Below are 12039 nucleotides of genomic sequence, written 5' to 3'. Positions count from 1 at the left end.
GAGTGTGGCCATGGACCAGTGATACACTCCGCCTTCACGAACTCCGAACACTTGCGAGCCCAGCATGGAACAACAGGAATTCCTCGATGCGCTGAAAGCGGAAGGTTATGCGGACCCGGTCCTCGTCGAGCGCGCGCCGAACGGCACGCTGGCCGATCACGCGCACCCGTTCGAAGCGAAGGCGCTGATCCTGAAAGGCGAGATCCGCCTGCACGCGGGCGGCGAGATCAAGATCTATCGGCCCGGCGACGTGTTCCACCTGCGCCGCGACGAGCCGCATCGCGAGAGTTACGGGCCCGACGGCGTGGCCTATCTGTCCAGCCGGCGGTAGGGCTCTTCGGACAGGACCAGCAAGGGCTGCGCGCCGGCCGCGCGGAACACGATGGCGAAGCAGTCGAACCAGTCCTGCGGGTCGGGGCAGCCGTCGGCCAGCATCGCGCGGTACGCGTCTTCCGCGCGGTAGGCATACGCGACGACGACTTCGCCGGCCGCATTGGCGAACCAGGCCTCGTCGTCCGCGCGCGGCCGCACGCCGTCGCCATGACGGCCATGCCAGCCGTGCTGCGCCGGATCGAACAACAGTACCTCGCGCCCGCACACGGGGCAGGCGGCATGCACGGGCGCGACGGGCGCCGCGACCGTCTTGCGGCCGAACAGCCCGCGCCGCTCGCGCCGCCGCGCCGTGCGCAATTTCAGTTCCCAACTGCCGCAGGGGCAGCCGAGCCGGCGCGCGAGGACGTCCGGGCCGTGCGGCACCCCGCGTACGGCGGGTGCCGCGACGCTGGCCAGCATGAACGGCGCCAGGTTGGCCGGGATGCGGGCACCGAGCAGGGCGAGGAGGTCGGACACGGTCCGGATCCGTAATCAGCTAGTCAAAAGTATTTCGAGAGATAGTACACGCCGGAGTCCGGGAACACGGTCGCCACACGCTTGCCGGCGAGGCGCGGCAGCAGCCGCGCGATGCCGGCCGTGACGCAGCCGCTGGACCCGCCCGCCAGGATGCCCTCCTCCGCCGCCAGCCGGCGGCACCAGTCGAGCGCGTCGTCATCGGCCACCTGCACGACGTCATCGACGATCGCCGGGTCGAAGCTGCTGGACGGCTGGCGTTTGCCCACGCCTTCGACGACGCTGGCGAACGCCCCGTCGGCGGGCGTGTCCGTGACGAGCTTGCGGTACGCCGAGTTGCGGGGCTCCACGCCGAGCACGACGAGGTCGCGCTTCTGTTCCTTCAGGTAGCGGCCGATGCCGGAGATGGTCCCGCCCGAGCCGATGCCGCACACGAACACGTCGATCTCGCCCGCGAGCTGGCGCCACAGTTCCGGCCCCGTGTCGCGGTAATGGGCTTCCCGGTTCAGCGCGGAGCGGTACTGGTCGAGGTGGTGGACGTTGTCGCCCTGCGCGAGGCGCTCCGCCACGGCCTGGTAGCCGGCCGCGGGGTCGACGCCGTCGTCCGGCGCGCACAGGTGCACCTCGGCCCCGTAGGCACGGATGCGCTTGATCTTTTCGATGCTCGTGGTCTGCGGCACGGTCACGTCGCATTGCAGGCCGAGCACGGCACTGGCCATCGCGAGCGCGGCGCCCGTGTTGCCGGACGAGCTCTCGACGACGCGGTCCGTGCCGGCCGGCAGGCTCTTGAGCATGTGCCGGACCATGCGGTCCTTGATGCTGCCGCCCGGATTCATGTATTCCAGCTTCGCAACCACGTCGTGGCCGGGGAACAGGCGCCCCAGCCTGACGACGGGCGTGTTGCCGATCGCGTCCATCACAGACGATTTGACTTGGGATTCCACGCCGCTCCTTTCAGTGAGATTGCCGCCGAGAAAGGCTAACACAACAATCCGGCGCGTGGCGTCGGATTGAACCGGCCCCTACCTTAACCGGGTAGGGTGCGTTCCCGCAAGACATTCGGCGTGCCGGCGTGGCCTATGGGGTTCGTCCGGGCAAATACCATGTCCAGGTGACAATCCGTGTATTTATAGAGCATGTTCCTTTGCTAAGCTCGCTGCTCTTGATAACGATCCCAAAGGATGTACGGATGCCCTTCCTGTTTCGCGCCACGGTGCTCGCCGCTGCCCTGGCCACGTTGCTGCCCGCCACAGCCGCCGTCGACCTCAATGCCCGCGTTCCCGCCGGGCCGCAGGTCAAGGTCGGCAAGCTGGCGAACGGCCTGACTTATTACATCCAGAAGAACGGCAAGCCCGAGCACCGGGTCGAGCTGCGGCTCGTGGTGAAGGCCGGCTCCGCGCTCGAGGACGATGACCAGCAGGGTCTCGCCCACATGGTCGAACACCTCGCCTTCAACGGTTCCACGCACTTCAAGAAACAGGAACTGGTCTCGTACCTGCAATCGATCGGCGTGAAGTTCGGCGCCGACCTGAACGCCTACACGGGCCTGGACGAGACGGTCTACATGCTGCCCGTGCCGACCGACCGCAAGGAGAACGTGGAGACCGCCTTCACGGTGCTGGAAGACTGGGCGCACGGTGTCACGCTGGCTGCGGACGACATCGACAAGGAGCGCGCGATCGTGCTCGAGGAAGCGCGCCTGCACAAGGGCGCGCAGGAGCGCCTGCGCAAGGCGCTCGCGCCGAAGCTGTACAACGGCTCGCGCTATGCGCTGCGCGAGCCGATCGGCAAGGAAGACGTGATCCGCACCGCGCAGCCGGAGGCGCTGCGCCGCTTCTACCGCGACTGGTACCGGCCGGACCTGATGGCCGTGATCGTCGTCGGCGACATCGAACCGGCCGAGGCCGAGCGCCTGGTCAAGGCGCACTTCGCCGGGCTGGCCAATCCGCCGCAGCCGCGCCCCCGGACGTACGCCGACATTCCCGCACGAACGCGGACGGAAGCGTTCGTGTTCGCCGACGAGGAAATGGCCCACAGTGCCGTCGAGCTGAACTACCCCGTCCGGCTCGAGCCGGACCTCGGGACATACGGGAGCTACCGCGCCAAGGTCGTGGACAATCTCGCGGCCATCCTGCTGAGCCTGCGGCTGGGCGAGCTGACGCAGCAGGCGAATCCGCCCTTCCTCGGCGCGGGCGGCCGCACCATCCCGGTGACCGCGCGCCACAAGGCGTTCTCCATCAGCGCCGCCGTGGGTGCGGGCGGCGTGGTCCCGGCCGTCGCGGCCGTCGAGCAGGAAATGCAGCGGGTCCGCCAGTTCGGATTCAGCGAAGCGGAGCTGGCGCGTGTCCGCAAAGTCGTCCTGAACGGGATGGAAAGCGCGGTCAAGCAACGGGACACGACGGATTCCGGGCAATACGTTGCCGAATACCAGCGCAATTTCCTCGCCGGCGAAAGCATCCCGGGCATCGAGGCCGAGTTCCATGTCGTGCAGGAGTTGCTGCCTGGGATCACGGTCGCCGACCTCAATGCGGCCGCGCGCAAGGCGTTCCCGGCCGATGCCGGCAAGCTCGTCGTGTTCGCCGGCAATACGAAGGCCGGCCCCGCGCCCACGACGGATCAATTGCTGGCCGCCGATGCGGCGGCCGCGCACGCCACGGTCACCGACCGCGCCGAGAAGAAGGTCGCGCAGCGCCTGATGGACCGTCCCGCCGCGCCCGGCCGCATCGTGACCGAAACGCGCGACGAGACGCTCGGCCTGACCCGGCTGACCTTGTCGAACGGCGTGCAGGTCGTCCTCAAGCCGACCGCCTTCCGCAAGGACGAGGTGCTGCTGGGCGCGGTGCGCTACGGCGGCCAGACGCTGGTCGACGAGAAGGACCTGCCGAACGCGCGCGCCGCCACGGGGCTGGCCATGTCGATGGGCATCAAGGACTTCGCCCCCACGGACCTGATGAAGATGCTCGCGGGCCGGCGCGCGGGGGTGACGCTCGGGATGTCCGACTACACGGACGAGATCGGCGGCCAGTCGGCCAGCGGTGCGGAAGACCTGGAGACGATGTTCCAGATGCTGTGGCTGCGTTTCGACGGCGTGCGGCGCGACGAATCCCTGTACAAGGCGTACATGGGCGCGCTCGGCGACATGGTGCGCAACCGCGCGGCCGCCCCCGAACAGCGCTTCGCCGAAGCGGTCGCCGACACGCTCTATGGCCGTCATCCATACGAAGGCCGCATGCCCACGCAGGAAGACCTCGCCAAGATCGACCTCGACCGCAGTCTCGCCGTGTACCGCCAGCGCTTCGCCAGCGCGAAGGGCCTGACGTTCGTCGTCGTCGGCGACTTCGATCCGGCGGCCATCAAGCCGCTCGTGACCGCCTACCTCGGCACGTTGCCGACGCCCGACCTGCCGCTCGCCTACCGCGACGTCGGCCTGCGCATCGCGCAAGGCGTCGTCAAGAAGGAAGTCCATGCGGGCACGGAGCCCAAGAGCGTCGTGTCGCTGACGTTTTCCGGTCCGGCGGCCTGGTCGCCGGCCGAGGCGCTGCGCATGAGTGCCCTCATCGAGGTGATGAATCTGCGTGTGAACGCGGTGTTGCGCGAGAAGCTCGGCCTGATCTATTCGGGCCAGATGGCCGGCGCGGTGCAGCGTATCCCGTACCAGCACTATGAAATCAGCGCGCAGCTGCCGACCGGCCCCGAAAAGGTCGACCAGCTCGTCGCCGCCCTGTTCGCGGAGATCGACAGCGTCAAGGCCAACGGCCCGACGCAGGCGGAACTCGACAAGGTCAAGGCCAACTGGCGCGTGGTCCACGAGCGTTCGCAGCACGAGAACGGGTACTGGCTGCAGAGCGTGAAAGTGTCCCTGCTCGACGGCACGCCGCTGTCGCACCTGCTGACGGTCATGGACGAGGTCGACGCACTGACGGTGGCGGACGTACGCACGGCCGCGCAGCGCTACTTCGACAAGGACAACTATGTCCAGGTCGTCCTTCTGCCCGAGGCCGACGTGAAGACCGCCAGCAAGTAAGTCCGAAGGGGGCATGGCCGGGGACGTTGAAGGTGCATATTGGATGCATATTTGCTAGAATCATCCACATCACGTCGTTCCCGAGCAAGCCATGCCCTCTCCCGCCATCACCGAATCGTCGATCATCCGCCTGGTCGACACGTTTTACGCACGCGTGCGCGACGATGCCGTGCTGTCCCCCGTGTTCGAAGCGAAACTCGCCGGACGGTGGCACGAGCACATGCCGCGCATGTACGCGTTCTGGACCAAGGTCCTGCTCGGCACCGGCGAATTCCAGGGGAATGTCTTCGGCAAGCACATGGCCCTTGCGGGCATCGAGACGGAGCACTTCGTCCGCTGGCTCACGCTGTTCCGGCTGACGGCAATCGACGTGTTCGGCATCGACGGCGCGACCGAGGCCCTGGAAGTCGCCCAGCGCATCGCATCGAGCCTGCAACTGGGCTTTTTCGGCGATATCCGCGTTTGAGGCGACCGCTCAGGCGCGGCGTGACGCGTCACGCCGCTCGGCCACCGCGGCCAGCAACGCCTGCTTCAGCTGCAGATCCGTGAACGGTTTCGTCAGCACGCGCGCTGTGACGTCCGCTGCGCCCGCGACCAGGCTCCCGTAGCCGGACGCGAACACGATCGCGACACCAGGATGGCGTTCCACGATGCGCCGGGCGAGCGTGAGGCCGTCCAGGTCGGGCAGGCTGTAGTCGACGACGGCCGCGTGATAGCGGTCGCGCGCCAGCTGCGCCAGGGCGTCCTGGGCCGTGGCCGCCTCGTCGGCCTGGAAGCCCGCCGCCAGCAGGATGTCCCGGTACAGCTCGCGGGCCTGGGCATCGTCTTCGATCAACAGCACGCGCAGCCCTGCGGACGCCACCTGGCGCGGCGCCGGCGCGACCGGTGCGGGCTCGGGCATCGTCTCCTTCGCGCCCAGCAGCTGGCGCACCTTGGACGCCAGCTTCTCGCGGCGGTAGGGCTTGGACAGCAGTTCCACGCCCGGGTCGAGGCGGCCGCCGTGGATGATCGCGTTCTGCGTGTAGCCGGACGTGTACAGGACCTTCATGTCCGGCAGCAGCGCGCGCGCCTGGCGCACCATCTCGGTACTCTTCAGCTTGCCCGGCATGACGACGTCGGTGAACAGCAGGTCGCAGCGCACGCCGGCCTTCAACACGGCCAGCGCCGACTCGGCATTGTCGGCGCGCAGCACCTGGTAGCCCAGTTCGGACAGCATGCCGACGACGGTCGCCTGGACGTTCGGATCGTCCTCGACGACGAGGATCGTCTCGGTGCCGCCGCGCACCTCGTTCGCGACCGGCTCCGGCAGCGTCTGCTCCGCCTCGAGCGCGCGCGGGAAATAGGCCTTGATCGTCGTGCCGTGGCCCACTTCGCTGTAGATGCGGAAGTGGCCGCCGCTCTGCTTGACGAAGCCGAACGCCATCGACAGGCCCAGGCCCGTCCCCTGCCCTTCGCCCTTGGTCGTGAAGAACGGCTCGATGGCGCGCTCGCGCACCTCGGGCGCCATGCCGGTGCCCGTGTCCGAGATCGCCAGCAGCACGTACTGCCCCGGCGGCACCTCGTGCGCGGCGCTGACGTAGGTGTCGTCGAGCATCGTGTTGGACAGTTCGACCGTCAGCTTGCCGCCGCCGGGCATCGCGTCGCGCGCATTGATGGCGAGGTTGAGCACGACGTTTTCCAGCTGGTGCGGGTCGAGCGTCGCGTTCCACAGCGACGCCGAGACGACGGTCTCGACTTCCACGTGCTCGCCGACGGCGCGGCGCACGAGGTCTTCCATGTTGCGCACGACGCGGCCCGGGTTCAGCACATAAGGCTGCAGCGGCTGGCGGCGCGCGAACGCGAGCAGTTGCGACGACAGCTTGGCGCCGCGGTCGACGGCGGCCAGCGCCATCTGCAGGTGCCGCTGCGCGGCCGGCAGCCCGGCCACCGTCCCGCCCAGCAGTTGCAGGCTGCCGCCGATCACCTGCAGGATGTTGTTGAAGTCGTGCGCGACGCCGCCCGTCAGCTTGCCGACCGCTTCCAGGCGCTGGGCATGCTGCAAGGCCTGGCGCGCCTCTTCCAGCTGCACGCGCTGCGTGACGTCGCGCGTGATCTTGGCGAAGCCGACGAGGCGGCCGTCCGCGTCGCGGATGGCGTCCACGACGACGTCGGCGCGGAAGCGCGAGCCATCCTTGCGCACCCCCACACCCTCGCCGTGGTAGCGGCCCTGTTCGCGCGCCGTCGCCAGCACGCGGTCCGGCAGGCCGTTGGCCCGGTCTTCGTCCGTGTAGAAGCGGCCGAAGTGCGTGCCGATGACTTCGTCCGCCGCATACCCCTTGATGTTGCGGGCGCCCGCGTTCCACGTCGTCACGAGGCCTTCCGGCGACAGCATGTAGATGGCGTAGTCGATCACGCTGTCGACGAGCAGGCGGAATTGCTCCTCGCTGCGGCGCAGCGCTTCGCGCGCCAGCTTCTTGTCGCTGATGTCGCGCGTGATCTTGGCAAAGCCGAGCAACTGGCCGTCGTCGTCGAGGATCGGGTCGATGACGACGGATGCCCAGAAATGGCTGCCGTCCTTGCGCACGCGCCAGCCCTCCGCCTCGAACCGTCCCTTGTCCAGCGCCGTGGCGAGCGCGCGTTCCGGCAGGCCGGCGGCGCGGTCCGCCGGCGTGTAGAAGCGCGAGAAATGCTGGCCCAGGATCTCCGCCTCCGTGTACCCCTTGAAGCGCCGCGCGCCGGCATTCCAGCTTGCGACCGTGCCGTCGGGATTCAGCATGTAGATCGCGTAATCGGCGACCCGTTCGATCAACAATTGCATGCGGCGCTGCGTGGTGAAGTCGGAAGTCATATCGGAAAGGTCAAACGTTCATGATCTCATTCTAACATTGTGGAAACACTCATGCACGCAATGAAACGTTTATGGCCGCGTTGGCAACATTGGGTATCGGATCACGCTATCCGCTACAATGCGGACGACAACTTCATGGAGAACGTCATGTCGGGTTACAGCATCAACATCGAAGAAAAAACGCTTGCCGGGAATAATTTCCGGGAAGTCCTCTACACGACCCAGCGCAGCCAGCTGGTCATCATGACCCTGCAGCCCGGCGAGGAAATCGGCCTCGAAAAGCACGAGGGCCACGACCAGTTCATCCGTGTCGAGGCCGGACAGGGCGTCGCGATCCTGGATGGCGAACAGCACAAGCTCGAGGACGGCGTCGCCGTCGTCATCCCGGCCGGGACCGAGCACAACGTCATCAACACGTCCAGCAGCGAGCCGATGCGCCTGTACACGCTGTACACCCCGCCCGAGCACCCGGACGGCATCGTGCACGCCACCAAGGCCGAGGCGGACGAATACGAAAAACAGCACGGCCACTGATTCCGCGCCCGTCTACCCTTTGCACGCGAGGCCGTAGCGCGTCATCGTACAGGCGCGCTCGATACACCGGCGCGCGTCATAGCCATGGGCCCGGCATTGCATCAGGGTTTCTTCGCGGCGCTGGCGCGGCGACGGGTCGGCGGCGACCGGAGGCGTCTCCTTGGCCGCCGTGCGGCGCGCCTTCGCGGCGCCCTGTTTCTTCACGGTCGTCTTTTGGCGCGCCGCGCGCCGGGGCGGCGTGACGTCGACCGGGGCCGCGGCGGGCGCCTTGTCCTCGATGACGGGGGCGACGGGCTCATCGGGCACCGGCTTTACGGGTTCCGGCGCGACGGCGGGCCGCACCGGCACCGGTACCGGTGAAGGCGCCGGCGCGCGCGCAACGAAGGCCGCCGCCGACGGCTGCCCAGCCGGTGACGTGTTCGCCACGACGACGAGCGCATCCTCGACCCGGTTTTCCTCGTACAGCCACAAGCCGCCCGCCGCCAGGCCGGCCAGCAGGCCGCCCGCGATGCTCCACGTGACGAGGCGGCGTTTCCACATGCTCGTCCAGGCCGGCGCCTCGCGCGCCGCCGCTTCCTCGCGCAGGCGCGCGGCGAGCCATTCCGCTTCGATGTCCGGCTGGACGGGGCGCGGGATCGTGCCCGTGTCGGCGCGTGGCGGAGGAATGGGATCGGCGACCGGCGGAGGAATGTGATCGGCAACCGGCGGAGGAATGTGATCGGCGACCGGCGGAGGAATGGGATCGGCGACCGGCGGAGGAATGTGATCGGCGACCGGCAGAGGAATGCGATCGGTGACCGGAGGAATGCGATCGGCGACCGGCGGAGGAATGCGATCGGCAACCGGAGGAATGCGATCGGCGGCCGGCGGCGGCGGTTCGGGCGGGCGCGGCGGCTCCGGGTGCGGGCGGGCGTCGGCGCCCGGCACGGTGGGCTCGTCGACGGGCGGCGGCGGTGCAGGCGGTGCAGGCTGCGCCGTCCGTGCTTGCGCGATGCGGTCGGCCAGGGCTTCGATCGCGACGCCCTTGCCGCGCGCCGAGACTTCCGGCGCGCGTTGCGCCGGTCCGGGGTCGGCCTTCTGGAACGCCGCGCCGGATTCGGCCCCCGGCGAACCGGGGCCGTGCCAGACGGCCGGCCGCCGGCGCGGCGCGGCCGGAGATGGCGGCGGAGATGGCGGCGTCGACGGTGCCGATCCGCTTTCCTGGAAGTCTTGCAACAATTGGGTCTTCATGGTGCGGTGCGCAATTCCGGATTCCCGGAGGAGCAGTGTACCGAATTCAACCCAGGGGCGGAGCGCGCCTGCACTACAGGGTCACGACCACCTGCAACGCGGCGGCACGCACGGCCGGCAGCCTGACGTCGAGCACGCGCCGTTTCGCGTCCCAGCGGTACGCGATCGCCTTGCCGCCGACCTGCACGGCGCGGGGCTTCGCCGCCACGTTGTGCACCTTCAGGTCGAAGGTGCGCGCGGTCGGTGTCGCGGCGGCGCCCGGTTCCGGCGCGATCGTCAGGGCCAGGCGGCCGTCGGCGAACCTGCTGGAGAACCGCACCAGCTCGTACTTGCCCGTTTCGAACGCGTGCGCGGTGTGGCCGTCGTCGTCGTACAGGTGGCCTTGCGCCTGCGTCACGCCCGCGTCGTGCCAGTAATGCAGGTCGAGCTTCGCCGTCGAGTAATCGCGCGTGCTCTGCACGGGCTGCGCGAGCGGGATGAACGCCCCGGCACGGACGTAAGTCGGGATGCGGTCCGGACGCGGCGTCACCGTCTCCAGGATGCCGCCGTGGTGCGGCTCGTCCGTGTAGAAGTCGAACCACACGCTGCCCTTGCGCGGGAAAAAGACCTCCTTGCGCGTGGCGCCAGGTTCCGTGACGGGGGCGACGAGGAAGTCCGGGCCCCACAGGTACGTGGACGAGATGCCCGTCGTCGACATGAATTCGTTGTCCGGATCCTCGAACAGCACGGGGCGCATCATCGGCATGCCGGTGCGGCTGTCGTCGAAGGCGGCCGTGTAGTTATACGGCAGCATCGCGTAACGCAGGCGGATGGCGGCGCGCGCGAGCGCCTTCACGGCCGGCGTGCGGAAAATCGCCTCGGCCGGCACTTCTTCCTGCGCATGCGGGCGGAAGATCGGCTGGAACACGCCGTACTGGAGCCAGCGCACGTACAACTCGTCGTCCAGCACGGGCCCGGCGAAGCCGCCCAGGTCGGAATGCATGTAGGCCTGGCCCTGCATGCCCATCTGCAGCGCGATCTCCATCTGCGACTGCAGGCCGCCCCAGCCCCGCTGCACGTCGCCGGACCACGGGATCATGCCGAAACGCTGCGAGCCCGAATACCCCGAGCGCATCAGGATGAACGGCCGCTCCTGCGGGAAGTCGCGCGCGTAGCCGTCGGCGATCAGCTTCGCCCATTCGTGGCCGTAGATGTTGTGGACCTGGTCCGCGGTGCCGGTGGCGTGGCGCGCGGCCGACGGATGCGTCTCCGGCTCGCCCAGATCGCCCCACCAGCCGGCGGCACCGCCCGCCTTGAGGTCTTTATAGATATTCCAGAACCAGTCGCGCGCCTGCGGCTTGAACACGTCGACGAGGCCCGTGTTCCCGAAGAAGAAATCGAAGACGAACGGCTTGCCCTGCCCATCCGTGGCGAGGACGCCCTGCTGCACCGCCTCCTGCCAGCGCTTCGACGTCGTCAGCACGAACGGCTCCGTGATGAGCACCGTCTTGACGCCTTTCCTGTCGAAGTCGGCCATCATCGCCTCTGCATGGGGGAAGCTGTCGCGGTCCCACGCGAGGTTGCCCATCGTGCCCTTGACCGTCTTGCCGAACCAGTACAGGTCGAACACGATCGCGTCCAGCGGGATGCCGTCCGCGATGAATCGATCGACGACGGCACGCGCTTCGGCCTCGTTGTGGTACCCGAAGCGGCTCGCGAAATTGCCGAACGCCCAGCGCGGCGGCAGCGGCTGACGGCCGGTCAGGCGTGTCGTCTCGTCCATCAGTTGCGCCCAGTCGTCGCCCGCGATCACCTGGTAGGTCTTGCGGCCGCCCATCACCTCGTAGCGCAGGGTGCCGTCCTTGCGGCTGTCGAAATCGAGCCACCCGGCCTGCGGATTGTCGAAGTGGATCGCGTACTTGTGCGACGACACGGCCATCGGGATGCCATAGCCCATCTGGTCGGCGCGGTTGCCGAAGCCGTACGACGCCCGGTTGTACAGCCGGAAGCGGTTGCCGCGCCGGTTCATGCCGACGGCGCGCGAGCCGGCGCCGTACAGCGCCTCGTCGCCCGCGAGCGCGAACTCGATGCTTTCCAGTTCTCCCGCGTGGCCATAGCCCTCCTTTTCGGCGACGAGCGGTTTTCCCTTGTAGGCATAGCTGATGCGCAGCGGTGATTTTTCCACCGTGACCGTGATGCCGTCCGTGACCAGCTGGATGCGCCCGTCCGCTTCCCGGATCGTCGCCTGCGCCTGGCCGGGCTTCAGCACGACGGCGTGCGACGCCGGGTCGAACGTCTCGCCGCGCGGCACGAAGCTCGTCTCGACGATGTTGGCGTCGTAGGGTCGGATCAGGTAGCGGCCGTCGCTGGTGGCGATGTTCAGCGTCCCGTTGTCGTTGCGGTAGCCGAGGTAGGTGCGGTCCGCGTTCTGCGCATGGGCCGGTAGGCCGGCGAGCAGGCACAGGGCGAGGACGGCATGGGGAATGGGTTTCATGGTCTCCGGGCGTTGTCGTTGTTGGAATACGGGAATTTTAACTCGTTCACGTAGAAATGCTACATCCTCCGGGTGATTTGGTAAAATTCGACGAAAATATTACGT

At 68.1% G+C, this 12039-nt stretch carries 9 protein-coding genes; 4 read left to right on the top strand and 5 right to left on the bottom strand.

Annotation, left to right across the window (positions count from 1 at the left end; genetic code table 11):
- Positions 1-64 precede the first annotated feature (64 nt).
- The gene (locus ACEN9H_RS14330) at positions 65-331 is read left to right on the top strand and encodes a cupin domain-containing protein (protein WP_413675301.1); all 267 of its coding nucleotides are present in this window, start codon (positions 65-67) and stop codon (positions 329-331) included.
- On the opposite strand, the gene ACEN9H_RS14325 is transcribed toward ACEN9H_RS14330, so the two are convergent.
- A complete protein-coding gene (locus ACEN9H_RS14325; RefSeq protein ID WP_413675300.1) occupies positions 310-849 on the bottom strand; it encodes a hypothetical protein in 540 nt (179 codons plus the stop codon). The two genes, ACEN9H_RS14330 and ACEN9H_RS14325, sit on opposite strands and share 22 nt — an antisense overlap.
- A gap of 23 nt (positions 850-872) precedes the next feature.
- Positions 873-1790: a PLP-dependent cysteine synthase family protein gene (locus ACEN9H_RS14320; protein ID WP_413675299.1), complete on the bottom strand. Its 918-nt coding sequence runs from the start codon at positions 1788-1790 to the stop codon at positions 873-875.
- 245 nt (positions 1791-2035) lie between these two features.
- Between ACEN9H_RS14320 and ACEN9H_RS14315 the strand changes: the two genes are divergently transcribed.
- Together ACEN9H_RS14315 and ACEN9H_RS14310 are read left to right on the top strand one after the other, a co-directional pair.
- Positions 2036-4870, top strand: a complete 2835-nt coding sequence (locus ACEN9H_RS14315; protein WP_413675298.1) for a M16 family metallopeptidase — start codon at positions 2036-2038, stop codon at positions 4868-4870.
- 91 nt (positions 4871-4961) lie between these two features.
- A complete protein-coding gene (locus tag ACEN9H_RS14310) occupies positions 4962-5336 on the top strand; it encodes a group III truncated hemoglobin (RefSeq protein ID WP_413675297.1) in 375 nt (124 codons plus the stop codon).
- A 9-nt stretch (positions 5337-5345) separates the two neighbouring features.
- On the opposite strand, the gene ACEN9H_RS14305 is transcribed toward ACEN9H_RS14310, so the two are convergent.
- Entirely contained in the window at positions 5346-7697 is a 2352-nt protein-coding gene (locus ACEN9H_RS14305) for a PAS domain S-box protein (RefSeq protein ID WP_413675296.1), read from the bottom strand.
- Positions 7698-7844: 147 nt separating this feature from the next.
- Between ACEN9H_RS14305 and ACEN9H_RS14300 the strand changes: the two genes are divergently transcribed.
- Positions 7845-8231, top strand: a complete 387-nt coding sequence (locus tag ACEN9H_RS14300) for a cupin domain-containing protein (protein ID WP_413675295.1) — start codon at positions 7845-7847, stop codon at positions 8229-8231.
- A gap of 12 nt (positions 8232-8243) precedes the next feature.
- Here the strand turns inward: ACEN9H_RS14300 and ACEN9H_RS14295 are convergent, their stop codons facing one another.
- Positions 8244-9461 (bottom strand): hypothetical protein, encoded by a 1218-nt coding sequence (locus ACEN9H_RS14295; protein ID WP_413675294.1) that lies wholly within the window; start codon positions 9459-9461, stop codon positions 8244-8246.
- Between the two features lie 73 nt (positions 9462-9534).
- Entirely contained in the window at positions 9535-11934 is a 2400-nt protein-coding gene (locus ACEN9H_RS14290; protein ID WP_413675293.1) for a TIM-barrel domain-containing protein, read from the bottom strand.
- Between the last annotated feature and the right edge of the window lie 105 nt (positions 11935-12039).

This window comes from Massilia cellulosiltytica (assembly GCF_047325105.1).
Lineage (GTDB): Bacteria > Pseudomonadota > Gammaproteobacteria > Burkholderiales > Burkholderiaceae_D > Telluria > Telluria orientalis.
This window is presented reverse-complemented; position numbering and strand designations above follow the sequence as displayed.

What these genes read in the sequence shown, in the direction of transcription:
- ACEN9H_RS14290 (WP_413675293.1), bottom strand. Translation starts at nt 11,934, where the DNA reads ATGAAACCCATTCCCCATGCCGTCCTCGCCCTGTGCCTGCTCGCCGGC.
- ACEN9H_RS14295 (WP_413675294.1), bottom strand. Translation starts at nt 9,461, where the DNA reads ATGAAGACCCAATTGTTGCAAGACTTCCAGGAAAGCGGATCGGCACCG.
- ACEN9H_RS14305 (WP_413675296.1), bottom strand. Translation starts at nt 7,697, where the DNA reads ATGACTTCCGACTTCACCACGCAGCGCCGCATGCAATTGTTGATCGAA.
- ACEN9H_RS14315 (WP_413675298.1), top strand. Translation starts at nt 2,036, where the DNA reads ATGCCCTTCCTGTTTCGCGCCACGGTGCTCGCCGCTGCCCTGGCCACG.
- ACEN9H_RS14330 (WP_413675301.1), top strand. Translation starts at nt 65, where the DNA reads ATGGAACAACAGGAATTCCTCGATGCGCTGAAAGCGGAAGGTTATGCG.
- ACEN9H_RS14300 (WP_413675295.1), top strand. Translation starts at nt 7,845, where the DNA reads ATGTCGGGTTACAGCATCAACATCGAAGAAAAAACGCTTGCCGGGAAT.
- ACEN9H_RS14310 (WP_413675297.1), top strand. Translation starts at nt 4,962, where the DNA reads ATGCCCTCTCCCGCCATCACCGAATCGTCGATCATCCGCCTGGTCGAC.